24 protein-coding genes are annotated in these 24,376 nt (G+C 54.9%); 10 read left to right on the top strand and 14 right to left on the bottom strand.

All coding sequences use genetic code 11. From position 1 onward, the window contains the following. Positions 1-875: 875 nt before the first annotated feature. A complete protein-coding gene (locus tag OSH09_RS01790) occupies positions 876-2,324 on the bottom strand; it encodes an MFS transporter (RefSeq protein ID WP_376912142.1) in 1,449 nt (482 codons plus the stop codon). Positions 2,325-2,467: 143 nt separating this feature from the next. Here OSH09_RS01790 and soxR point away from each other — a divergent pair, with 143 nt between their 5' ends. Continuing rightward, positions 2,468-2,926 carry a redox-sensitive transcriptional activator SoxR gene (gene soxR, locus OSH09_RS01785; protein WP_266119958.1) on the top strand — a complete coding sequence of 153 codons (459 nt, stop codon included), beginning with the start codon at positions 2,468-2,470 and terminating at the stop codon, positions 2,924-2,926. Between the two features lie 103 nt (positions 2,927-3,029). Here soxR and OSH09_RS01780 read toward each other — a convergent pair whose 3' ends face one another. Next, a complete protein-coding gene (locus OSH09_RS01780) occupies positions 3,030-3,566 on the bottom strand; it encodes an AmiS/UreI family transporter (protein WP_266119957.1) in 537 nt (178 codons plus the stop codon). A gap of 92 nt (positions 3,567-3,658) precedes the next feature. Between OSH09_RS01780 and OSH09_RS01775 the strand changes: the two genes are divergently transcribed. Continuing rightward, positions 3,659-3,913, top strand: a complete 255-nt coding sequence (locus OSH09_RS01775) for a hypothetical protein (RefSeq protein ID WP_266119956.1) — start codon at positions 3,659-3,661, stop codon at positions 3,911-3,913. Between the two features lie 21 nt (positions 3,914-3,934). Here the strand turns inward: OSH09_RS01775 and OSH09_RS01770 are convergent, their stop codons facing one another. The 4 genes from OSH09_RS01770 to OSH09_RS01755 form a co-directional block, all read right to left on the bottom strand. Beyond that, positions 3,935-4,843: an arsenic resistance protein gene (locus OSH09_RS01770; protein WP_376912143.1), complete on the bottom strand. Its 909-nt coding sequence runs from the start codon at positions 4,841-4,843 to the stop codon at positions 3,935-3,937. 100 nt (positions 4,844-4,943) lie between these two features. Beyond that, positions 4,944-5,186 carry a hypothetical protein gene (locus tag OSH09_RS01765; protein ID WP_207874009.1) on the bottom strand — a complete coding sequence of 81 codons (243 nt, stop codon included), beginning with the start codon at positions 5,184-5,186 and terminating at the stop codon, positions 4,944-4,946. A gap of 182 nt (positions 5,187-5,368) precedes the next feature. Next, positions 5,369-6,292 carry a DNA/RNA non-specific endonuclease gene (locus OSH09_RS01760; RefSeq protein ID WP_266119955.1) on the bottom strand — a complete coding sequence of 308 codons (924 nt, stop codon included), beginning with the start codon at positions 6,290-6,292 and terminating at the stop codon, positions 5,369-5,371. Between the two features lie 184 nt (positions 6,293-6,476). Beyond that, entirely contained in the window at positions 6,477-6,875 is a 399-nt protein-coding gene (locus OSH09_RS01755; protein WP_207874007.1) for a DUF1090 domain-containing protein, read from the bottom strand. Positions 6,876-7,133: 258 nt separating this feature from the next. Here OSH09_RS01755 and OSH09_RS01750 point away from each other — a divergent pair, with 258 nt between their 5' ends. Next, positions 7,134-7,565, top strand: coding sequence for a DUF202 domain-containing protein (locus tag OSH09_RS01750; protein WP_266119954.1), 432 nt, complete (start codon positions 7,134-7,136; stop codon positions 7,563-7,565). Here the strand turns inward: OSH09_RS01750 and OSH09_RS01745 are convergent, their stop codons facing one another. The 3 genes from OSH09_RS01745 to OSH09_RS01735 form a co-directional block, all read right to left on the bottom strand. Then, positions 7,566-8,033 (bottom strand): PaaI family thioesterase, encoded by a 468-nt coding sequence (locus OSH09_RS01745; protein WP_243430255.1) that lies wholly within the window; start codon positions 8,031-8,033, stop codon positions 7,566-7,568. 50 nt (positions 8,034-8,083) lie between these two features. After that, positions 8,084-9,850: an SLC13 family permease gene (locus OSH09_RS01740; protein WP_266119953.1), complete on the bottom strand. Its 1,767-nt coding sequence runs from the start codon at positions 9,848-9,850 to the stop codon at positions 8,084-8,086. A gap of 172 nt (positions 9,851-10,022) precedes the next feature. Beyond that, entirely contained in the window at positions 10,023-10,829 is an 807-nt protein-coding gene (locus OSH09_RS01735) for a sulfite exporter TauE/SafE family protein (protein WP_266119952.1), read from the bottom strand. Positions 10,830-10,935: 106 nt separating this feature from the next. Here OSH09_RS01735 and OSH09_RS01730 point away from each other — a divergent pair, with 106 nt between their 5' ends. After that, complete coding sequence (locus tag OSH09_RS01730) at positions 10,936-11,703, top strand: AraC family transcriptional regulator (RefSeq protein WP_266119951.1); 768 nt, start codon at positions 10,936-10,938, stop codon at positions 11,701-11,703. A 121-nt stretch (positions 11,704-11,824) separates the two neighbouring features. On the opposite strand, the gene OSH09_RS01725 is transcribed toward OSH09_RS01730, so the two are convergent. Further along, positions 11,825-12,730 carry a hypothetical protein gene (locus OSH09_RS01725; protein WP_207874002.1) on the bottom strand — a complete coding sequence of 302 codons (906 nt, stop codon included), beginning with the start codon at positions 12,728-12,730 and terminating at the stop codon, positions 11,825-11,827. Positions 12,731-13,604: 874 nt separating this feature from the next. Here OSH09_RS01725 and dapD point away from each other — a divergent pair. Genes dapD through OSH09_RS01705 form a run of 4 tightly spaced genes read left to right on the top strand, consistent with a single transcriptional unit; the run spans position 13,605 to position 18,401 of the window. Further along, complete coding sequence (dapD, locus tag OSH09_RS01720) at positions 13,605-14,423, top strand: 2,3,4,5-tetrahydropyridine-2,6-dicarboxylate N-succinyltransferase (protein ID WP_207874001.1); 819 nt, start codon at positions 13,605-13,607, stop codon at positions 14,421-14,423. 2 nt (positions 14,424-14,425) lie between these two features. Beyond that, on the top strand, positions 14,426-15,562 hold the full coding sequence (dapE, locus tag OSH09_RS01715) for a succinyl-diaminopimelate desuccinylase (RefSeq protein ID WP_266119950.1): 1,137 nt from the start codon (positions 14,426-14,428) through the stop codon (positions 15,560-15,562). Beyond that, a complete protein-coding gene (gene prmB, locus OSH09_RS01710; RefSeq protein ID WP_207873999.1) occupies positions 15,556-16,479 on the top strand; it encodes a 50S ribosomal protein L3 N(5)-glutamine methyltransferase in 924 nt (307 codons plus the stop codon). The genes dapE and prmB overlap by 7 nt, the downstream gene beginning before the upstream one ends. Then, the gene (locus tag OSH09_RS01705; RefSeq protein ID WP_207873998.1) at positions 16,476-18,401 is read left to right on the top strand and encodes an ABC-F family ATP-binding cassette domain-containing protein; all 1,926 of its coding nucleotides are present in this window, start codon (positions 16,476-16,478) and stop codon (positions 18,399-18,401) included. Before prmB ends, OSH09_RS01705 begins: the two co-directional genes overlap by 4 nt. 106 nt (positions 18,402-18,507) lie before the next feature. Here the strand turns inward: OSH09_RS01705 and OSH09_RS01700 are convergent, their stop codons facing one another. Beyond that, entirely contained in the window at positions 18,508-19,131 is a 624-nt protein-coding gene (locus OSH09_RS01700; protein ID WP_266119949.1) for a TetR/AcrR family transcriptional regulator, read from the bottom strand. An 86-nt stretch (positions 19,132-19,217) separates the two neighbouring features. On the opposite strand from OSH09_RS01700, the gene OSH09_RS01695 reads away from it, so the two are divergent. After that, positions 19,218-20,432, top strand: coding sequence for an arabinose transporter (locus OSH09_RS01695; protein WP_266119948.1), 1,215 nt, complete (start codon positions 19,218-19,220; stop codon positions 20,430-20,432). A gap of 90 nt (positions 20,433-20,522) precedes the next feature. Here OSH09_RS01695 and OSH09_RS01690 read toward each other — a convergent pair whose 3' ends face one another. From OSH09_RS01690 to OSH09_RS01680, 3 genes are read right to left on the bottom strand one after another with little or no spacing between them, the layout of a single operon-like run. Then, positions 20,523-20,906, bottom strand: coding sequence for a DUF4148 domain-containing protein (locus OSH09_RS01690; protein WP_266119947.1), 384 nt, complete (start codon positions 20,904-20,906; stop codon positions 20,523-20,525). Between the two features lie 41 nt (positions 20,907-20,947). Beyond that, positions 20,948-22,474 (bottom strand): MFS transporter, encoded by a 1,527-nt coding sequence (locus tag OSH09_RS01685; protein ID WP_266119946.1) that lies wholly within the window; start codon positions 22,472-22,474, stop codon positions 20,948-20,950. 2 nt (positions 22,475-22,476) lie between these two features. Beyond that, a complete protein-coding gene (locus OSH09_RS01680; protein ID WP_266119945.1) occupies positions 22,477-23,619 on the bottom strand; it encodes an HlyD family secretion protein in 1,143 nt (380 codons plus the stop codon). A 98-nt stretch (positions 23,620-23,717) separates the two neighbouring features. Here OSH09_RS01680 and OSH09_RS01675 point away from each other — a divergent pair, with 98 nt between their 5' ends. Next, a complete protein-coding gene (locus OSH09_RS01675) occupies positions 23,718-24,365 on the top strand; it encodes a TetR/AcrR family transcriptional regulator C-terminal domain-containing protein (protein ID WP_266119944.1) in 648 nt (215 codons plus the stop codon). The last annotated feature ends 11 nt before the right edge of the window (positions 24,366-24,376 follow it).

The raw sequence follows: 24,376 nt of genomic DNA, 5'->3' as shown, positions 1-24,376 counted from the left end.
GATTAAGGATACAAAGCGGCTTCATTCGCTGAGCCAAACAACAACAACAACAACAACAACAACAACAACAACAACAACAACAACAAGAGTGTCTGGAGCTCTGTCTAGCCACATGCCCAGCACGACTCTCAACCGTTTTAACAAAAAGGCCGTTTATCTCTGTTCACATCATCAAAAAAACCGTTGATTAAACAGACCAATATTTAATTCAAATAAATTCAGGGCTCAAAGATCACTCCCTTAATAATTCCAAGGCATAATTCATTACTAAGCAGCGTCACTATTAGTAATATTGTTAGCAAAACAAATAGCACCATTACCGCCGCATCCACTCAGGATGTTTTAGTGTCGCCATTAATATCTACTCAATAAATCGCGAGTGACTTCTGGCTCTTTTAGCTTATGCCCTCCTCCGGCGCCAAGGCCAGTACACTCGCGATCAGCGCCCTAGTGGCAGACTTAACAGTTCCCCGATCACTCTCTACGACGCCTCCTCGCGGGCAATCCACAGACAAAAAAACCGCTCTCATCAGAGCGGCTTTTTCAGTCGAATGCATGATTAGTCCTGCCTGTCATGCTTACCCGGAAAATCACTAGGCCAACGCATTGGTTTAGGCTCCGGACCAGGCTTGGGGGCCGGATTGGGATTGGGATTGGGTACAGCACTCACGTCCTAACCTCCTTCACTAAAGAATTAAAAATGCAGAGCCTAACGATCATTTCCCTAAATACTATATCAATGAGCGGGAATTCACGAGCTCTTTAGTATTAACCCTAGTGAAATACAAAGATAGCCAATCAAATCAATAAATATTAAAAAAAAACTGGCTATAAATAAAAGGATATTAACAAGCACCTACTCAATCAGACCGAATTTATCCCCGACAGTTCCTGGCCACCACAATCCCGACAAGTGGCGCCACCGCAAACACCCCAAATAAATAGCTGGCGGCCTGACTCGTACCCTCTATTCCACCGGGATCAATTAATCCACCCGCATTTGCGATCATCCCTGCCAGAGCGGCCCCGGTTGCTGTCGCAAAAAGCTGAATAGTTGTAATCGAGGCTCCCGCCAATTCCTGCTCCTGGGGGGAAACCGCCTTCAAGACTCGCATTAACAAATGCGGCCAGGCTAATCCCACGCCCACGCCAATCAAGGCCAATGCCAGACAAATCGGAGCCAAATCCCAATACATTCCCCCACTCGTGACAGGCACCAAGACTGCCAGCCCCACCATGCCCAGCAGCCCAAAAACCGGACCAGCCAAAATTGCACGCTGAATGGCTTGCCCACTTAAGCCGGAACTGATGACAGCCCCTACCGTCCATCCCGCCCCCATCAAGGCGGCCAAATAACCTGCAACCAATGGGGATTGCTGATGCAAGATTTGCAGAAACAGTGGTGCAAAAACCTCGCCGCTGGTGACTGTCAGCACCAACAAAGACATCACGATGTACAAGGTAGCAATCGCAGAACGGAATTGAAACGTCCCCGACGGCAGCAGCTTATTAGGCGAGCGTTTCTCAACCACTACCAAGGCCACACCCAGGATTCCGGCGAGTCCCAGGCTCAGGACATTTTGCAGCACATCGGACGAGGTACTACCTGTGGATATCGCCAGAACAGCAAGCGTCAACAGTGCCAATTGAATCAATGGGATAGATACCTTGGCCGCAGCACCACCCTGCTGCTCTCGCCTGGGCAACACGCCCGAGGCCAACACTGCAAAAATAACCGCAATCACGGCCACGGACCCAAACGCAGCACGCCACATTCCCCACTGCGCAAACATCCCACCGATAGCTGGACCTGTCAGCGTTGCGACGCCCCACATCCCTGAGACCAGGGCCATCGCTCGCGGCCAGAGTGGTTCATCGAACACCAGACGAATCATGGCGTAGGCCAAGGCAAAGAGAAAACCGCCCCCTACGCCCTGAACGAAACGTCCAAACAGGAGGATAGACATGGTCGGTGCCACCGCACAAATCACAGCCCCCACGGCAAAGATCACCGCCGCCACACCGTAGCTGCCTTTAGGACCTGTCAGCGCCAATAATTTGGGGGACAAGGCGGAACCCAGAATGGAGGCCACAACAAAAAGAGTGGTATTCCAGGCGTACAGATCGAGGCCACCAATATCCTGCACCACCGTCGGCAGAATGGTGGTCGCAATATAGACATTCACCGCATGTAAAACCACGCCACCTGCCAGAACAAGGGCACGCATGGCATTGGCACCCGACAGTAAATCTCCCCAGGCAGCCGCCTGACTAGGGGAGCCCTGCCCTTCATGGTCAGGCAACTGGAGGTCTGCCACGGGCATCTCGCCCACAGGGGCTTGCTGATTCTTCATAAAATCTCGACTCATTCTTGATAAGGTAGCCCAGCCACTCAAAGAGCTTGCATGAGCAGGAGTCGTCCTTTATAAAACCTCATGCATAGATGAGGTCAAGAGATTCAGACACGATGAAAATCGACATTACCATCCCACTATCTGTAGGCGAAGTTGCACGTCGCAGTGGAGTCACTATTGCAACGGTTCATCATTACGAGGCCAAGGGATTGATTCAGGGATGGCGCAGTGAGGGCAATCAGCGCCGATATCACCGGGAGGTACTACGCAAAATCTCGGTGATCAAAATTGCCCAACGCGCTGGCATTCCCCTAGCTACCATCAAGGATGCACTGGACGATTTGCCCACTGGCAAACCGTTGAACGCCAAAGACTGGGCGCGGCTCTCCACCCGCTGGCGTGACATGCTAAATGAGCGGATTCACAGCTTGACCCAGCTACGCGATGAGCTGGATAGCTGTATTGGCTGTGGGTGCTTGTCCATGACGAACTGTCCGCTAAGAAATCCGGGAGATCAGTTGTCTTTAGTAGGCGAAGGAGCAGTGTTGTTGAATACTTATCACACTAAATAAGCACCAAGCTGTTTGAGTGTGCATTACAAAACGGCTGCCAGATCTGGCAGCCGTTTCTGATTCCAATCACACCCAGGAAGGGGGAAAAAGCCACAAGTCCGTGCTAAATGACACCCCAGAAATACAGCAATGCAGGCAACAAGGCCGTCAAAACACCTTGCACCGCCGAGACTAGCCCCGTCAAACGAGCAATAGGCTTATTCAGGACCAATAACAAGAAGAACATGAACCACAACACCGCCCACGACAGCCAGCTTACAACCTGCCAGTAATCAAAAATACGCTCGGCAAGGCTCAGATTGGTCAAGGCCGCTGGCACGGCAATGCAGGCGACCACCAAGGAGTACCAGCCCAGCGCACGGCCATCACTGCCTGTGAAGGCGTTCACGCCCACCCAGAAATAGGTCAGGGCAAACAGGCCCAGGTAAATGGCCGACAAAGGGGAATACACCGTGCTGTTAGCCGGATTCAGAATATGGGACATGCAGATAAAGCCCAACACGGCTGTGAACAGATTAACGATCGCAGCATCTTTTGCGTCCACCAGTCTGCCTGCGTGATGACCTTCAGAATAGTAGAGACGAACACCATTAACGAACAGGCACAGGCCTGCAAACGCCAGAAAAGCGGCAACTAGCATTTTGAAGATTTCCTAAAGAATAGAAGGCGGACACAGAACATGCCCGCAACATGATGTTGCACTCAGCGTGGAGGCGGAGCAGATCATAGAGCTTGGCTACGAAATCGCCATGCGGTTTTTTTTATAAGCTCTATAAGGAAAAACCGCGCAATTTTGCGGCGGTTTTCCAGTGGAAATTCATGCTGAAAAACAGGCGGTTTGCACGGGCATTTGGCGGCAAGATCGTCCGTCTCAATCGTGGGAATAGAATCAATACACTGCCAAGCAAAATCTCTTTTAATCAACAACTTGAGAAGGCAAACAAGTTTGCCGCAAGACCGCTAGAAATGAAGCCTATCAACCCATAAACAGCTTGTTCAAGAAACCGCTCACACCTGCTCGTTTTGGCCCCAGCGAGCCAACACGCGCACGTAGACCAACTGCGCCAGCAGCTCTACCAAAGTCTGCGTCAAAATGATGGCTGGCAGCAAAGGCAAAGCACCCGGAATCGCCAAGGCCAAAGGCAGCACCACCAAAGAATTGCGAGTCGCACTGCTGAAAGCCACGGCACGTCGCAAAGGGACGGCCAGACGCGCTTGCCGCGCCAGCATCCAGCCAATGATGGGAGCCAGAAAGGCGAACAGCACATACACTGGCAACACGCGCCACAAGACATCCAGCGCGGGTTCCAATTGCCGTAAAACAGCAGCCACCACAATGAATAGCACCAAAGCAGTGGCCGGAACGGGCGCCAATCCCAAACCCGTCTGGATCTGCGCCCAGCGACGGTTTTTACCCGCTAGATATTGGGTCGCCCCCGCTAGCAGCAAAGGAATCAGAATCAGAAAAAGAAAGGCATCCAGAAACGGCCCCGCCTTGATATACACACCAAACTGCTCTCCCAGCGCCAGCTTCAAAAACACCGGCAGGAGCAGCATCTGCACAATCAGCAACACCGGCGTGGCCGCCAGAAGCACACGGGCATCAGCCCGACCTAACTGTGCAAAAGTGACGACGTAATCAATGCAAGGAGCCAGCAAGACCAGCAGCACACCCAAACGCAGCATGGTGTGATCTGGCAGCAAGGGCATCAGCGCAAAGACAAGAAGAGGGATCAGGCAAAAGTTGGCCAGGAGCAAAACGGCCAGAAAGCGCAATTGAGTCAGCGCTTTGCCTAACTGAGCGACAGGCACCTGCAGAAAGGTGACATACAACATGAACGCCAAGGCCGGGTTGATCCAGTCGATCAGGCCAGGTGGCATTAGCCAAAGACTGGCCATCACTGCGGCCAGCAACATCGCCACAAAATAAATGGTGATTTGCCTGCGTTCCAAAAGCTCACGAATCACGGTCAGCACCCCGCTTTACTGCATACGTCCGGCACTGCCGTGAAAGGTTTTAAAGACCGCTGCGACGCAACCGTGCAGCAGATTGGCGGTTCAAGTCCCGCGCTTCGCGTTCGGCGTACTCGGTTTCACCGGGTTCATAACGGCCTTCGTGCATGCAGGACTCACGATCCCAGGTACATTCGTTAAAGAGTTTTGACACGGGGCCGCCACCGGGTCTGGTCGTGGAGCAAGCCGCCATCAAAACAGCCAAGCTCAGCACCGCGGCACTCTGAAACAGTCGTCGAACCATCATGTTATTTTCCCCACGAAAAATCTTTATTGCATTGACCACACATCAGCACCAAAGCAGATGGCGGACACTAGACGCACTGTACCCCGAGGCCCTGAAGCGAGTCGATTCTTTGGGTGCCTAATTTGCAATTTATAACTTCCAGCCTTCAAGTGGATTGGCACCTCCACGTGGCAGCCCGATTTTTAGCCGGAGGTTTTCAGGCTGGAATCGGGCAGCAAATGCAAACCGGTGCGGCGTACAAACTCCTCGTAACTGATGGGTGGCCCCACACGCGTCGAGGCCTGATTCGCTTGCCAATGCACCCAGGAACGCCGTGTGGTGGCATCGTAAACCAGCTTGAATAAATGACTGGGAACAGCAACCTGACTGGAGCCTATCGTCGACGCATTGCGCTCGTACACAGGGCCAGTGAAGACATACACATTGCCCGCTGCACGGGAGACATATTTACGCGTATCCGCCTCGATCTTGTTCCAAGGACCGGCGTTGTGAATCTGGTTCTGCGGCACCATATTGGCCAGAGAAAAACTTTGAGCCATGCTTTGCTCAGAAGCCATATCCCCGGCTGGCGCCATATGCCCGCGTGAAAAACCCGAGCCCCGATAATCATTCAACTCGGCCCGCTCCGCCTGGGGCAAGCGGCCTTCCGCGTAAAAGCGATCGGTACGTTTCAACCCTTTGGCAGACTGAATCTGTTGCCGATTCAAGCGCTGCGCGACAAACACCGGGGTTTTGGTTTGCCCACTATGCAAAATCGCAAAAGAGCTGAAGCACAGCTCTCTTTGCGTGTACGCCATCGGCACCACAGGTCGTGAACCCGGAAAAAACTGGGGACATTGCGCAAAGGAGGTTTGGACATAGCCATCTACCGAAGCCGGTACTGGTGCACTATTCTGCTGGATCGCCGTGGGCCAACCCAGAGACACCAAAAACGGCTCAAGGCTTTGCCAGTTCAGGCCTTGGGGGTGAAGCCAGGCCGTTGCAATCCCGAAGCTGGTCAGGGCTGCGGCAAGGACAGACTTTAAAAATCGGGACGGGCTTGCCTGCCCGGCCTTCTTTCTACTACTGGGTTTTTTAACGCTACGACCTGTGTTCTTTCTGCTCATACCACTCTTGTTTTATGCTTGGTCGGCCTACATCATTGCGCCGGCTGCACCTGTGATTATAAGCAGTCCTTTCTATTTCAAAAGGACGTGCCCCCACAGGGAGCACGTATTTCCTTCTGAAGCCCGTCTTTTTTGACGCATACAGCTAACTGGGCAGAATAGGTTCAGGACATCAAGGAGCCCCTTATTGGGCCCCCAGTTCCTGCAACTCCTTAAGCTCATCCTGCAATTGCTCCAGATTGGCGCGGTCACGGTCCAGTTTTTTCTCCAGCTTCTGCACTTTGTCCTGCCGCCCCTCAGAACGCTTCTCGGCGATCTCTTCAAGGCGCTCCTGAATATCCTCTTCTTGCTCGCGGATTTCTTCCTGCTTGTCACGCAGCAGATCCGCATCCTTGCAATGCATCTGCACATTCACCAAAGCGCGCTCCAAACCACGCTCTCGATGGGTATTGCCATGCTGACGGGCGTATTCAATCTGGTTCTGAATCTCGGCAGCCCGGTATTGGCATGCCGGATTAGCCGCCCAGGCGGGCAAGGCCAACACGCTTAAGGTGACACTCAAACACCATACGGAAGTTTTCATCTTCTTGACTCCTGCCTTGTTCATCATGAAAGCCATCATACAAGTCTGCCCTCTGGCGGGCAGCACGCGGACACTTACAAACAAAAATGGTCGATTTGTCACGAAAACGTGATTAAATTCGAACTTTCTGCGGTTTATGCCATATTCAAGTAACTAAATTATCGCAAATTGTGTCGAGAAATTTACATAACTTGTCTTTAAGCATAAAACAGTTCAGTTACACTCAAAATCCTCATAAAGCAAACTTTTACCTTAATCGTGTTCAACATCACCACCAGGAAACTGATCTTTTTCCTGTGCGCTGCTTTGCTTGTTCTGTGGCTCTTTCCCTTTGCGCACGTCACCGAAAGTTTGCTCAATACCTCCCAGGCTTATTCAGCCTGGCACACCAGTGTGCTCAACTCTTTGATGCCTTTGTCCATTCTGGCGGTGGCCAGTCTGGTCTGGGCAGAAAAAGCAGTTTCCGCTTGCCTGGCCATGGCCGTCAACACGGTCTTGTTTGTAGTGGCGATTAAAAATATCTGTGATACGGCAGACCGTTTTTCACGCGTCTGCGGTATCGATATTTCTGTCTCCTACGGTGCCATGCTGTATGGCCTGTGCATGGCGACCTTATGGGTACTGCTGCTTAGCTACCGCTGCAAGAATCACAAAAAACAGCGTGACTCCTCGGGCGATCTGAGTCTGTAATCAGGTTTGCTCTGCCCTTTGGGGCAAGACCATAATCGTTTGCTGCATCAGCGCACATAAGGTGTGTTTGCCCTCTTGCACGGCAAACACTTCGGCCTGCGTCACAATCAGACTACGACCCTGACGCACCACCGAGCCACGCGCAATTAAAGACTGGCCCTGGGCTGGTGCCAGAAAGTTCAGCTTGTACTCCACGCTCAAAACACTGGCCCCCAGGGGCGTACAGCTCATGGCGGCATAGCCACCTGCCGAATCGGCAATCATCCCCACCACACCACCGTGCACAAAACCATGCTGTTGCTGTACACCTTCCCAGTGCGGTAGGTGAATTTCGACCAGGCCCGTGTCCACAATAGGCATAGTGGCGCGAATCAGACTCATGGCTTGCTGGCGGGCAAAACTGTCTTGCACCGCTTGAGCAATCTGAGGGTCCAGGGTAGGCATGGCTGAAGTGGCATGACTCGTCATCGTTCCAATCTCCTTTATTTTTATGGTGACAGCAAGCAATAAGGGTTAGCTTAAAAAGGCCAGAAAATGGGAATAAGCGCCACGCCCAAGACCCAGAAAATCAGGTTCAGGGGCAGGCCTACTTTCAGAAAATCCGTAAATCGATACCCACCTGCACCATACACCATAGTGTTGGTCTGATAGCCCACAGGCGTGGCAAAGCTGGTTGACGCCGCAAAGGTAACAGCAATCAGAAAAGGAGTGGGGTCGACATCCATCATTTTGGCGGTGGACATCCCAATCGGGGTCAACAACACGGCCGCGGCGGCATTGCTCATGAACTCCGTCAGCATCAAGGCCATCAGGTACACCACGGCCAACACGGTCAAGGGCCCGAACGATTTCACCAAACCCACCGTGTTTTCCACCAGAAACTGGGCAGCACCGGTTTCACTCATGGCCATGCCCAAGGGCAACAGGCCTGCCATCAGGATGATGATGCGCCAGTCAATGGCGTCGTACACCTCATCCGCCTTCAAGCAGCCTGCTAATGTCATGGCCACCGCCCCCACCAAGGAAGTGATGCTGATCGGCACCCAGCCCAGGGCCGGTAACACAATCACCAGGGCCATCGTGACCAGGGCAAAGGGCGCACGCCAGCCCATTTCTTTTTCAGCTTCGCGCTCCGAGAGCACAATGATATTCCCGTCAGCCCGCAAATCGGCCGCCTCTGCCGCCGGGGTCAACATCAACAAGATATCGCCAACCTGCAAACGCACCGCTCGCAATTGCTCGCGCAAGACCTGACCACGACGATGAATCCCCAACACCGTAGCGTTCTTGTGCCAGCCCGCCCCCAGGCTACCCAGGGTACGACCACTGATACGCGAACGCGGTGCAATCATCACCTCGGTCAAGACCTGATCGACTTGTTCAAAAGACTGTTGTTCCAGCTTGAACTGCGGATCCACTTCCAGGCCCGCTTCTTTACGCAACTCATCCAGCTTGGTCCAGTCCCCACGCGCCAGCAGCACATCATCCGGTTCGATCTTTTGTTCGCGTGGCCCCCACACTTTGGTATCACCACGCAGCAGCTCCAATACAAAAACACCGTATTGCTCACCTAATTTGGCATCCCCTACCGATTGGCCGATCAGGGAGGAGTCTGGCATCACCCGCAGCTCGGTAATGTATTTACCCAGATCGTATTGTTCGACCAGTTCACCCCCACGCGCATCAGGCAACAACCAGCGCCCTATCGTCAGCAAGTAAATACAACCGACGACCATGCAAATCACCCCCAGCGAGGTGAACTCGAACATGGTGAAACCGGGATGGCCCAGATCACGGGCAATGGCATTGACCAGCAGGTTGGTAGAGGTCCCGACCAAGGTACAGACACCGGCCATTTGGGAAACGTAGGACAAGGGAATCAGCGCTTTGGAAGCAGACATGCCTATCCGCGCACTGGCCGCCATCACAAGGGGAATGAACACCGCCACCACCGCCGTGTTATTGACGAAGGGAGCAATCACCGCCAGGACCAGAAACAGGACCAGCAGAAACTGAAACGGAGAGCGGGCTTTGCCAAGCAAATCCCCAATCCCCGACAGTGCCCCGCTATTTTGCAGCCCGGCCGCCAAGACAAACATGGCCGCCACCGTAATCGTGGCCGGGTTACTGAAGCCACCGACCGCCTGCTCTGGCGTCACCAGGCCCAGAACGGCCAAAGCGCTCAAGACCATCAAAGCGATAGCATCAATTCTGAGTTTTTCAGTGGCAAACAAAACAATCGCTATTAAAGCCAGCCCCAAGACCACCGCAATTTCTGCTGTCATGCTGCCCTACTCCCGTTTGTTCTGTGCTGCCCAGTATAGGGAAGAATTTGGCTTCTTAAGGCGTAAGGCTGGCCGCAGTAAACAAAAAAACACAAGTTTCAGGGCCTGAGACCCGGCTCCGTCAGCATTCAGGAAAAGGCAGCAGATAACAGACAGCGTGGTCTGACAAGGCTTAGACCAGCAACATCACCAAAAACACCAGACCTAACAAGGCGATGTAAGCCTTGGCATGAAGACTGTCAGGGATTTTGCCAATCCAGCGCGAAGTAAAACGAATCCCCAGCCAGGAGCCTCCCACCAGAACCAGGCATGCACGCAGATCGATATACCCCACATGCCAGGGTCCCAAAGAGTCCGTATCCCAGGCCAGCATGGCATAAGTCAGGCTCCCTACGACTGCCATCGGCAAGGACAAGGGATTCGCCGCTGCCGTCGCTGCCGTCATGCTCGCACCGCGTCGGCGCATCAGGGGCACCGTAATCACACTGCCTCCCACACCCAAAAAGGCCGCAATTGCGCCAATCAGCAAACCGGCTCCGGTACTGGCCGCCTTGCTTAAAGGACGCACGGCGTTGCGCGATTCCTGCGTAAAACCCGAGCGAAACAGACCATCAAGAATCGTCAGGCCCAGATACACCACAAAGACCCAACGCACCCATGAACCACTCAAGGCCATGGCGGCCGCTGCACCGGGAATCGCCCCCAAAGCAATAAACAAGAGCAAAGGACGCACTTGTTCCCAAGGCACCGTTCCTGCCTTGTGATGTCGCCAGGTGGACAGCCCGGCACCAAAAATCATCACGCAGGTAGAAGTAGCGACCGCGATGTGCATGGCGGCCTGCCCCATCTGGCTGTCCACGCCATACATGCCGATCAGCACCGAATACAGCACAGGGACCACCACAAAGCCGCCACCGAAACCAAACAGCACGGTGGTCACCCCAGCAAGCAAACCAAAAAACAGCAATAGAAAATACATGATCACGAATCAAAAGACATTGCAAAGCCTAAGAATAGGTCGCCCCGATATGGCTGGCATGCTAAAACCGGTCAACAATATTCTCATTTCGGCCAGAGACTGTTTTATGCACAATGTACGACTGGATAGCGTGGATACCACCCCCCGCCCATTGCTGGCCATTGGCACGGACTATGCCCCAGGCACACTGCTGGACTTTCACGTACACCGACGGGCGCAAATGCTCTATGCCATGACAGGCTTGATGGAGGTGGAAACCGACGATGGTGCCTGGGTAATACCGCCATATAGTGGCGTCTGGATTCCGGCTGGGAAACGTCATCGCGTACGCATGCAAAGCGCCAGCACGCGCAGCTTATATATAGAGCCGCAGGCGGCCCCCCGCCCTGGCTCTCACTGTGAAGTCCTGGTCATTACGCCTTTGCTGCATCATTTGCTCCTGGCGTCCCTGGCCTTGCCCGCTTTGTACGATGAGGATGGTCGTGACGGAGCCTTGGCACAATTGCTCTTGCACGAAGTCGGACTGGCGCAAACCATGCCGCTCTTTGCTCCTATCCCTCAAGACCCATCCCTGGCCAAGCTGTGCAAAGCCTTCCTAAGTCAGCCCAATATTCAAAGCACGCCCGAGCAATGGGCCGAGCAACTCAATAAAAGCCTGCGTACCTTCACCCGTTTGTTCCGGCAACAAACCGGCATGAGTTTTAGTGAATGGCGACAACAAGCCTGCCTGCTGGCCGCCTTGGCCAAGCTGTCTGCCGGGCAATCGGTAACGCAGATTGCACTGGATTTGGGTTATGACAGTTCCAGCGCTTTTTCCACCATGTTTCGTCGCCGTTTAGGACAGGCTCCCAGCAACTTCATTCGTGCTCCCTGACACATTTTCCTAAGCCGCCCTCTGATTGAAGCAGAGACAAAAAGGCCCCCGGAGCTCTGAAATCCGGGGGCCTTGCACTGCCCGCCTCAACTGATAAGCGGCCTGACGTCACATATAGGGCTTAACGCGTAATACGAGCCCGTCCACCGATGGTTGCGGCCAGGCTTGCCACAAAGGCTCCCACCAGCAAGGATGCAAACGCCCACAATGCAAACGCAGCGGCTGCCTTGCGAGCAGTGTCTGCCGCTTCGCGTGCTTGTTGCTCCAGCTTGTCCGCTGTTTCCTTGGCTTGCTTCTGCACCGAATCCAAACGCTCCTTGGCCTGTTCGGGGGTCAAACCTGTTCGGTTGGCAACCAAACGCAGCAAGTAATCCTGATCCTGCTGAGACACCTCACCTTCCTTCAAGCTACGAGCCAGAATTCGGCTGACTTCACGCTCAGGATTACCCGCCTGTGCAGGTGCATTGGCAGGATCCGCTGGTCGCAACAAGGTATCCGTGAAGTAGCCCAGGCCTGGACCTTGAGCCTGATCCTTCCCTGCCTGACCCACTACAGCCGACGCCGCACCAACCCCTGCCCCCGCCAGATTGGCACCTGCCTGTGCCGTACCCGACACCAGCGAGGCGACGCCTGAACCCAACATGAAGACACTGACAACCGCCGTCACAGCCCAGACCAGAAAGCCATGCGCCGTGTCACGGAAATGCACTTCATCGCCATGCACGCCAGTCCAATTGGTACGCAAGCGCCCCGTGACATAACCGGCAATACCGTAAGCGATGATCTGCGTAACAAAGAGCCAGATAATCGTGCCAATAGCCACAGTCGTACCCGAGGCCCCGTCATTACTCCAGGGGGAGATCGCCATGAAGCCCAGACCTGTCCCGCCCACCAGCAAGGTCACCGTCAGCGCAGCAGCAATGACGGCCCCCCCGATGATCGCGCCCCAAGACACGGCGGAATGCGAGGACTCCGCTACGGCCTGCGTACTCAAACCTGCATCCGAACCAAATTGCGTTGTAGCCATGATGATTCCTTATTTCAGATTGTGATCGCAAGCACCTTAGTGCCAAAACAGGGCCAGCAAAATGATGATAGGGATAGGGACACCCAAGAGCCATAAAAGAATCGATCTCATAACCCCTCCGTTTGAATGAAGAAACAAGAACAAAAACGGCAAAAATTGAAAACCTCGTAATTATTCTAGGCAGATAAAAAATCAATAAATTTTATAAAATGTAAAAAGCGCAACCGAATAAAAGTGCATGACAGCACGTCCTATCACCCTCAACACAGGCAGAGAAATAACCCCATATACAAAAGGGTTAAAATTCTTTATCCATGAGTCCTACAGAGGCAGACGAGAAAGAAGCAGGCTATACCATCAGGTGACACACATCCCGAAGCCAGACCTCTCCCAAGCATTTCGCACAAGGCTTGCATGGCAATCTGTGCTTATTTTTTATTATCTTGAAATACTTGATTACGCGAATGATTTAATTGAATAGCAGCAACAATAAAAAAATGAAATAGCTGCGATAAGGAAAACGAGAGCAAAAATAAAATAATTATCGAACAACAAGAAAACAGAAAAAAAACTTCAGTAATAAAGTAAACATGCAAATCCCAAAACCGCTATTCGTGACCTGAACCGTCACGTCTACATATGGAACTCACCCGGTCAGCACGGCCGTCCTCCTGCCCTTGCTGACAGCCTGCATTCCACACGCATCTGCCCTCAAAAGCGACAAAGAAAGCCATAAAACCGTGCATGGAAGGGGCAGACTCGGTTATCCTGTTGCCTCCATTCAAGCTCGGCCGCTGCGGTGGTAAACCGCGCATCATGCGCCTTCTGTATCCCGATACTGCCAATGACGGCCTGCATTCACAGAGCCTAGCCTATGAGCGACCTCCAAAGTCTGATCGAATCGGCGTGGGAACAACGAGCTTCCCTCTCCCCCCAAGAACACAGCATTGAACTGCGCACGGCCATCCATACCGTGATCGAAAAGCTGGATTACGGTTCCCTGCGTGTGGCGGAAAAGATCGACGGACAGTGGCAGGTCAATGACTGGGTCAAAAAAGCGATTCTCCTGTCCTTCAGGATCAAGGAGAACCGCGTCATGACCAGCGAACCCGCTCCCTTCTATGACAAGGTGCCGCTGAAGTTCGAGCAGCATGACCAGGCCGCGTTTGCCCAGGCAGGCTTTCGCGCTGTTCCCGGTGCCGTGGTCCGCCAAGGGGCCTATATCGCCCCGGATGTCGTCCTGATGCCGTCTTTCGTCAACATCGGCGCCTATGTCGGTGAAGGCACCATGGTGGACACCTGGGCCACCGTCGGCTCCTGCGCCCAGATTGGCAAACATGTACACCTGTCGGGTGGCGTCGGCATTGGTGGGGTATTGGAGCCGTTGCAGGCCAACCCCACTATCATTGAGGACAACTGTTTTATCGGTGCCCGTTCTGAAGTGGTGGAAGGGGTCATCGTAGAAGAGAACTCGGTGCTGGCCATGGGCGTTTTCCTGTCGCAAAGCACCAAAATTTACGAGCGCGAAACGGGCAAGATTTATCAAGGCCGTGTCCCTGCCGGTTCGGTGGTGGTTCCTGGTTCCTTGCCTTCGGCCGATGGGCTGTATAGCCTGGCCTGCGCCATCATCGTCAAGCGTGTGGATGCTCGCACCCGCGCCAAGACCAGTATTAATGATTTACTTCGCGCCTGAACATGAGCACTGACTTTTCTGTACTAGACACCCTGAAAGCCCTGATCGCCCGCCCCTCGGTCACCCCCGAGGACGCCCATTGCCAGCAATGGCTGGGCGCACGGCTGGAGCACGCGGGCTTTAGCCTGGAGCATCTGCCCAGCGGCCCGGTCTCCAACCTGTGGGCCCGCCGTGGCACCCAGGGGCCTTTGTTTGTTTTTGCAGGCCATACGGATGTCGTTCCCACTGGCCCGGAAGCCGCGTGGGACTCCCCTCCCTTTGAGCCCACTGTGCGTGATGGCCAGCTTTATGGCCGTGGCGCTGCGGATATGAAGGCCTCGATTGCCGCCTTTATTCATGCCGTTGAAGAGTTCACCCAAGCGCATCCTGAACATAAGGGATCGATTGCCCTGCTGCTGACCTCGGATGAGGAAGGCCCCGCAACCGATGGCACCGTGCATGTCTGCCGCGTTCTGAAAGAGCGTGGCGAACAGTTGGACTACTGCATCGTGGGCGAGCCCACTTGCTCGCGTCAATTGGGCGACACCATCAAAAATGGCCGTCGCGGCTCCTTGTCCGGTCATCTGATCGTGAAAGGTCGTCAGGGCCACGTGGCGTACCCGCAATTGGCGATCAACCCGCTGCACGTGTTTTCCCCCGCGCTGCATGAATTGACAGACCGTATGTGGGACGCAGGCAATATCGACTTCCCGCCCACCAGCTTTCAGATCTCCAACATCCACGCGGGCACTGGCGCGGGCAATGTGATCCCTGGCCAACTGGATGTACATTTCAATTTCCGCTTCTCCACCGAGCAGACGCCTGCCGGTCTGCAAGCCGAAGTCGAATCCATTCTGAAACGTCACGGCGTGGACTTCCAGTTGGAGTGGACCCTGGGTGGCGAGCCCTTCCTGACCGAAGCGGGCCCCTTGAGCCAGGCACTGCGCCTGGCCATTGAAGCCGAAACCGGCGTGGAAACCGATCTGTCTACGACAGGCGGCACCTCGGACGGCCGCTTTATCGCTAAAATCTGCCCTCAAGTGGTCGAATTTGGCCCGCTCAATGCCAGCATCCATCAGATCAACGAGCACGTTGCTGTTGCGGATCTTGAGCCTCTTAAAAACATTTATCGCCGTACATTGGAATCCCTGCTTTGTTAAGCCCTTGCATCGACAATTCCTCCCTGCTGGAAGCCCAGCAGGAACTGCGCACTGTGCGCGACTTACTACGCTGGTCCGTCAGCCAGTTCAATCGTTGCCAGTTGGCCTTTGGCCATGGCAGCGACAATGCCTGGGACGAGGCCGCGTATTTGCTGTTGCACACCCTGCATCTGCCGCTGGACACGCTGGACCCATATCTGGACGCCACCGTGCTGGAAAGCGAACGGGCTGCCTATCTGGCTCTGGTCGCCCGCCGCTGTAACGAGCGCGTGCCCGCCGCCTACCTGACTGGCGAAGCCTGGCTGCAAGGCCATCGTTTCCGCGTCACGGAAGACACGATTGTGCCGCGCTCTCCCATTGCCGAACTGCTGGCCGAGCAACTGCAACCCTGGATTGCCGACCCTGACGCCGTCTACCATGCCCTGGATTTGTGCACCGGCTCAGGCTGCCTGGCTATTTTGACCGCGCTGGCCTTCCCGCAAGCGCAGGTTGATGCCGTTGACCTGTCTGATGCGGCGCTGGAAGTTGCCCAATCCAATATTGATGCGTTCGACCTGAACGATCGCATGAGCCTGTACAAAAGCGATCTGCTGGACCAGCTTCCACAGACCGCTTACGACCTGATTATCTGCAACCCTCCTTACGTCAACGAGGAGTCCATGCAGTGCTTGCCGCAGGAATACAAACACGAGCCACAACTGGCTCTGGCTGGCGGTGACGACGGCATGGACCTGGTACGCCGCATTCTGGAAGCTGCCCCCAACTTCCTGTCACCCGAAGGTGTGCTGGTATTGGAAATCGGCAATGAGTACGACAATTTCGTCGCCGCCTTCCCGGAGCTGGAGCCTATCTGGCTAAGCACCGAAACCGCTGAAGACCAGATTCTCTTGCTTAGCCGGGAGCAACTGGCTCTGTGATACGCGCAACTGGAATTACGCTGCGTCGCGGCGTCAAAGTCCTGCTGGACAATACCGATTTCATCGTCAACCCGGGCGAACGCTTGGGGATTGTGGGTAAGAACGGCGCAGGGAAATCCTCGCTGTTTGCCTTGCTGCAAGGCGAACTGGATCTGGATGGGGGTGACCTGAGCATCCCCGAGGTCTGGGAAGTAGCCAGTGTGCGTCAGACCATCCCTGACCGTAACCGCCCTGCCCGCGAATTCGTTATCGACGGCGACGAGCGTTTGCGTGCCTTGCAGGAAAAACGCGCCAACACGCCCGATAGCGATGGCCAGACCATTGCCGAACTGGAAAATGCCCTGATTGAAGCCGATGCCTGGTCCGCGCCTTCGCGTGCCGAGCAATTGCTGGCCGGTCTGGGTTTCCGTCCCGATCAGTGGATGCTGCCCGTGCGCGAGTTCTCCGGCGGCTGGCAAATGCGCCTGTCCCTGGCCCGCGCCCTGATGGCTCCTTCTGACCTGCTCTTGCTGGACGAACCGACCAACCACCTGGACTTGGACGCCATGCTCTGGCTGGAGCGCTGGCTGACGTCCTACCCCGGCACCGTATTGCTTATTTCGCACGACACCGAGTTTCTGGATGCCGTGGCCCGTTCGATTCTGCACGTGGATCAAGGCAAGCTGGTTCGCTACAAAGGCGGCTATAACGACTTTCTGGTGCAGCGTGCCGAGCGCGTACAACAAAGCCAGATCGCCTACGAACGTCAAACCCGTGAAGCTGCGCGTCTGCAAAGCTTTATTGACCGCTTCAAGGCCCAGGCCACCAAAGCCAAGCAGGCGCAAAGCCGCGTCAAGGCTTTGGCCCGCATGCAGACCGTAACGCTCTTGCGCGACGACTCAAGCGTTTCCATTCGCCTCCCCTCGCCCGAGTACACACCCGATCCCTTGCTGACATTGGATCAGGCTGATCTGGGTTACCCCGGTCAGGAAAACCCCATTTTGAGCCAAGTCCGCCTGATGGTGCGCGGCGGTGCCCGTGTGGGTATCTTGGGGATGAACGGCGCGGGTAAGTCCACGCTGGTCAAAACCCTGGCTGGCAAGCTGGAACCCATCAAGGGCGAACGCCTGGAATCCAAGGGTCTGGTAATTGGCTACTTTGCCCAGCACCAACTGGACTCGATTGACCCGGACGCCACCCCTTTGCAACATCTGGCGCGTCTGGCTCCCGATGTGCGTGAACAGGAGTTGCGCAACTACTTGGGTTCTTTCGGTTTCAGCGGTGATATGGTCACCAGCCTGACCGCCCCCTTCTCCGGTGGTGAAAAGGCACGTCTGGCCCTGTCCCTGATCGTTTGGCAAAAACCCAACCTGCTCCTGCTGGACGAACCAACCAACCACTTGGATGTGGATACCCGTGAAGCCCTGGCCACTGCCTTGGCCGATTACGGCGGCAGCGTACTGCTGGTGTCGCACGATCGTCATTTGCTGCGCTCTACTGTTGATTCCTTCTGGATTGTGGCTGATGGCCAGGTTCAGGAATTTGACGGCGACCTGGAAGACTACCGCGACTGGCTACTGGCACGCAGTGCGCAATCACGCTCAGAGGCTCGCCAGGAAGCACGGGCGGATTCCGGCAGCGATGGCACAGACCGCAAAACGCAACGCCGTCAGGAAGCGGAGCTACGTCAACGCCTGGCCTTGCAACGTAAACCGCTGGAAAGCCGCTTGAAGAAAGTGGAGTCGGCCATGGAGAAAGCGCAACTGCGTTTGCAGGAGCTGGATACCCTGATGCAGGACCCCGACTTTTATTCGGATAGCTACAAGGACCAACGTCCCGCCTTGATGACTGAGCATGGTGAACTCACCAAGACACATCAAACGCTGGAAGAAGAATGGCTGGAAATTCAGGAAGCGATGGAAGAAATTGGGCGGCAGGCCTAAACAGACCACGCAATCCTGTTTCCGAGCAAACTGAAGCATAAAAAAGCGCCATCCTGATCGGGATGGCGCTTTTGTTTTTACTGCACAGGAGTGACTGTCTGAAACCTCAAGCCGAGCTGGCACAGCCCAAATAACCACACAGTAAATCCACAATGGCCTCTTCTACCTGTTCCGGTGGATACGGCACACCGGGTGGAATGATCGCGCCATGAATCAGGGACTCCAGACTTTGCATCACCACCCAGGTGGCTAAATCCAGATCCTGCGGAGCGACCTCACTGCGATGCTCTTCCAGCAACTGACGAATACGATCACGAATACTTTGATCTGCCTGACTCTCCGTGGCGGGCGCATCAAAGAAGGGAAAATCCTTTTCCAGCACCCGATGCAATTCCGGGTCCACCCGATGCGCGGCCAACCAGGCTTTGACCAGATCACTCAAACGCCCCCGCAAACCCAAGGACTGCGTATCGGCCAGACTACTTTCCATCGCCGTGTTCATTTGCAAGGCATGACGCTCGTGCAAAGCGGCAATCAGGGAGTCCTTGTTGGGAAAGTACTGATACACCGAGCCAACACTGACCCCAGCCACTTCCGCGACCACATTGGTATTGGTGCCTGCATAGCCACGCTCGGACAAAACGCGAGCCGTAGCCTCCAAAATCGCTTCCACCAAAGCCCGGGAACGGCTTTGACGAGGGATACGTCTGGCTTGAGGCAGCGTTGGCATAAAGACTCCGAATGCGAGTTTTCGATGTGAGCAATTATTCATATTATCTTAAATATCGAGCAATTACTCATGTTTGGAGTTTCTTAATGTCAGTACCTCAATCGGCCCAAGCCACCTCCACGGCGCAGTCTCCCCCTGCTGCCAATGTTTTTTTAACGCTGCTTCCTATTACCCTGGCCGTGTTCATCAGTTTTCTGAGCATCGGTCTGCCCTTACCCGTGCTGCCTTTGCATGTACATAATGTCCTGGAGATGAGCACCCTGGTCGTCGGCCTGGTCATTGGCGCTCAATTCGCAGCGGCTTTGCTCTCGCGTGCCTGGGCGGGCAATCTGGCCGACACGCAAGGCTCCAAGCACGCCATGATCCTGGGCTTGATGATCATGTGTCTGTCCGGCTTGGCCTATCTGGCTTCTTTAAGCTTTGTCAGCACGCCCACCCTGTCCGTCTGGGTGCTGGTTATCGGTCGTATTCTGCTGGGCTGCGGTGAAAGCCTGATCGTGACCGGAGCCTTGAGCTGGGGCATTGGTCTGGTTGGTCCTCAAAACGCAGGCAAAGTCATGGCCTGGGTCGGCGTGGCCATGTATGGTGCGTATGCCGTTGGTGCCCCCTTGGGCGTGACCGTCAATCAGGACTATGGCTTTGAAGGGATTTCCCTTGCCGTCACGCTCTTGCCCTTATTGTCTTTGCCCCTACTGCTAAAAGTACGCGCCACGGCCCCTACCGCTTTGCGTCGCACCCCTTTCTACAAAGTGCTAAGCCTGGTTTGGGGCGCTGGCATGGGTCTGCTGCTGTGCAGTGTCGGCTTTGGGAGTTTGACGGCCTTTGTCGCCCTGCTGTTTGCAGATCGGGACTGGGGCAATGCCTCCCTGGCTTTCACCGCCTTTGGGGTCGCCTTCATTGCCGCCCGGATGTTCTTCGGTCACCTTCCCGACAAATTGGGTGGAGCACGCGTTGCCTTGTTGTGTGTCCTGATTGAAGCAGTGGGCCTGTTGTTGATCTGGGGTGCCCACAGCCCTGCCATCGCCTACATGGGCGCAGCCTTGACCGGATGGGGCTATTCTCTGGCCTTCCCTGGCTTTGGTGTGGAAGCTGTACGCCGCGCACCACCCGAGAGCCGAGGTGTCGCCATGGGTGCCTATGTTGCCTTTCTGGATATCTCTCTTGGAATCACCGGCCCAGCGCTGGGTGCCGTGGCGGGAACATGGGGGATTGAAGCGATTTATCTGCTCAGTGCCGTCGTAGTGAGCCTGTCTGTGTTGGTAGCGCTTCGTTTAATGCGTCGTCCTATGGCCAAGGCCTGAAGCCTGTCTACCCAAAGTCGTTTTATGAAATACACCGAGGCTACTTTTACGCAGCCTCGGTTTATTGCAACGATGAAGTAAACGGCAGACTTAAGGGGTTACATATAAAAGACGACCTTGCCTTCTGGCTTGCTCCAGCTCCTGCACCACTTGCTGACGCGTTTTATGAGTACCATCGACAGGCAAGACCGGATATTCGTCGTCGGCAAAATCCAGCAAACCGGCTTCTTGGGCCTCTTGCAACTCCTGAACAACCTGAGCACGAGTGTTAGCAAGGCCTCGTGGCACTTTGGGATAGCCATCCGCCGCTACGCTGATCAGCCCTTGTTCCCGAGCCTGCTCCAATTCCTGTACCACCTGGGCGCGACTCTTGCTGTAGGTCTGCTCCTGTACGGGCGCAGATCCGTCAGCAGCCCAAAGGGATGTCGAGGTAATAAAAGCCGTGCAAGCCAATGTCCATAAACCTAATTTCATGATGAATCTCCTTGATTAAAAAAACGGCTCCCAGCCTGGACCTAAACAGGGCGAGCAAAGGGAGGCGCGATGGGATTGGGAGGTGAGGAACGCAGAAGTACGGCCAGACACAAGGCCAGCAAACTGCACCAAAACACCAGGGTGTAGGCACTGATCTGCGCAGCCACCTGCGACTCACGAGCCAGAATGCGAGCCAACCCGGCCAAACCTGAGGAGGCCCTTTCCATCACCAAAGGATCACCCTCTACAAGATAACTACTCAGGCTGCTGCGGCTGATATCGCCCGACATGCGCAGCCAGGCAGACACCAACGTGGCAGCAGCGACAGGCGTAAAAACACGAGCGATGGGGATATAGACACCCAGAGCCACCCCGTATTGAGGATTCAGATTGGTTACGAAAGCAGCAATCAAGCCGATCAACATGGTGCTCTCGCCCACAGACTGCAAAATCAGCATCGAGACAAACTGCTCTACTCGCCAATCGTGGCTGATATGAGTTCCCAACCAGGCGGTGAAAGCGATGATGCTTAAACCGATAATTATCATCAGGCGTGGCTCAAGGCGGCGACCCAGATAGATCGCCAGCGGGGTTGAGGCCAGGTAAGCCCAAAACGCAATCCAGGTGGCGGCACCTGCTTGCAGTGGTTTCAAATCCCCCATCTGACTCAGAAAACCGGGAATCAGCAAAGACGTCGGTGTCATCAACACGCCGAACAGGCAGGCAATCATCAAGCACACACGAATATTACGATTGCTCAAAGCCAGCAAGCTGGTAAACGAGTTCTGCCTACGCATGCCACGCCCTATTGCGGCCACCACAAGCACCCCGCCCCCTAACAAAGCAGAAACAACCAGGCCAGAATCGCTCCAGCCCAGGCGTTCGGCCGACTCTATCCCCACAAAGGCCAGTACCAAGCCGGTACAAAACAGGGCCATGCCACCCCAGTCAGCGTTTTGCAGTTGGACCCGGTCTACCGGAGTCAACGGGATAGCCTTCCAGGCCAGCAAGGCGATCAATGGCCCCACAAAAACAGTTGGCCAATACACCCACTGCCAACTGACTTCCTCCAGTAGAAAACCGGATGTGCCATAGCCCGCATCCATACCAGTTGAAACACGCAAGCTGTACGCCGCCATGACAGCCAACCACAATCGAGGATGAACGCTGCGCAAAGCCAGGGATATCGTCAGAGGTAGATAGATCCCCAAACAAAGCCCGGCAAGGGCGTGCAAACCAAGCAGAACGGGATAGTGATGGGCAAAGAAAGGGATCAACCATGCGACCAGACCCAACAGCAGACTTGGGGCCAACAGAACCCGGGTCGGCCCGATAACGGTGGCCAGCCACGGCGCAATCGGCATGGAGATCAACTGCGCTGCATTCAAGGCAGTTCCCAACCAAGCAGCTTCCAGCACATCCAGTCCAAACTGGCCACGCAAATCGGGTAAGGCAGCGGAAAACAGCCGCCCTTGCAGGGTGGTCAAGACCGCACCCAGAAAGATCGCAATCACGGTCAAGGCAGGACGAGCAGTTTGTGTATTAGCCACCAGTCGGGAGAACCGCATGATCAGCCCTCCTGAGCCCGAACGCCAGCCAACTGGCGAGTCTGTTTCAAACCGGGCATGTCATAGGCCGCAACAGGAGAACCCGCAGTGTCGATCCTGGCCTGCGCCGACATGCCGGGACGCAGGCGCTCCAACTGTGCCTGGCCAGGCTCAAGCTCGATACGTACCGGTATGCGCTGCACCACTTTGGTGAAATTTCCGGAAGCATTATCGGCAGGCAATAAAGAGGACTCGGCTCCACTCATGGGCGCAATCTCTACCACACGCCCCCGCCAATGACCTCCAGGCAAGCCATCCACGGACAATTCCACCGGCTGCCCAGGCTGCACGCGGCCAAGCTGCGTTTCCTTGTAGTTGGCAACAACATAGGCCTGTTCCAACGGAACGATGGAGACAATCTGTGTGCCCTGGTTCAGCAAGCTGCCAAGCTGCACATGACGTTTGCTCAAAACCCCATCAAAGGGGGCCACAATCCGCGTGTAGCCCAAATTGCGACGAGCGGACTCCAAGGCTGCTTCCGACGACTTCAAATCAGCAGTACGTACCGCGCGCTGTCCTTGCAACACCTTCAAGGAGTTTTTGGCCAGCTCCACTTGCGCCGCTGCGGCTTCCCCTTGGCTGATTGCTTCGTCCAAATCAGCCTGGGCATTTTCATAGCCCTGGCGTGACAAAGCACCTTCCTTGACCAGCTTTGCCTGACGCGAAGGATTATTGCGATATTGCCGGACACGCACCTGCACGGAGCGCAGCTTGGCCTGCGCCTCTTTAATACGCGCTTGTTGCTGTGCAATTTCACCCTCCAGATTTTCCAGACTAGCTTGCGCCTTGGACTGATCAGCCTGTGCTGCCGCCACGGCCAATTCGTAATCAACCGGATCAATCTGCGCAATCAAATCCCCCGCCTGGACTTGCTCATAGTCCCCCAAGGGCAAGGCTTTCACATAGCCCGACACCTTGGCACTGAGCACCGCAAAATCAGATTTCACATAGGCATTTTGGGTGCTCTGTATCCGCCGACTACTGGTCCACTCGTTCCACTGTGTGGTCGCCAAAACCAGCAGCCCAATAATGGCCAGACATCCCAGCCAAGGCGCGAGCCGCAAGCCCAGCGCTTTGCGTTCCGTCGAAGTTGTTGATGTGCTCATTACCGTATTCCTGCCCAATCAAAAATCAAAACCTAACACCGTTAGTCTATGGGCAAATGATACACTAACATCGTTAGGTTGAAAATATCCGAGAAAACATGGCAACGAAAGCGCCCCGTATTCAGCGCGAACACATCATCCAGACAGCGCTGGACTTGCTGGATCAAGAGGGCTTGGAGGGACTGACTCTGCGCAAACTGGCCCAGGCCCTGAATATCCAGGCCCCATCGCTGTACTGGCATTTCAATGCCAAGCAGACTTTGATTGATGGCATGGCCGACGCCCTGGTAGAAAACGTGGCGCGAGATTGCCCAGGCGATCAGGCCTGGGAAGATCAACTCAGGCACTTAGCCCTGGAGTTTCGGCAGGCCCTCTTGCAAAGACGCGACGGAGCCCGAGTCTTTGCGGGTACCTACGTGGTCACCGACAATGTGCTGCGCACCAGCGAAGCCTTTTTGTCCGCTTTCATACAGGCAGGTGCAGACAGCCAATTTGCTGTTGACGGCAGCTTTAGCCTGCTCTACTACATTCTGGGTTTTGTCATGGAAGAACAGGCCTTGGGACCTGGCAGCACATTGGACCTGTCTTTACGCAAACAGGCTTTTTTAGAATTAGCCCAAGAAAAATACCCCAACAACTGGCAGGCTCGCGAGGCAATTTTCTCCGATGACTTTTCGAGCCGTTTTATCACTGGCCTGAACCTGATGATTGATGGTACAAAACGGCGCATTCAAAACAAAACATAAACAGACACTCT

It is taken from the genome of Alcaligenes parafaecalis, from assembly GCF_026344135.1.
In the GTDB taxonomy this organism is placed as follows: domain Bacteria; phylum Pseudomonadota; class Gammaproteobacteria; order Burkholderiales; family Burkholderiaceae_B; genus Alcaligenes; species Alcaligenes parafaecalis.
This window is presented reverse-complemented; position numbering and strand designations above follow the sequence as displayed.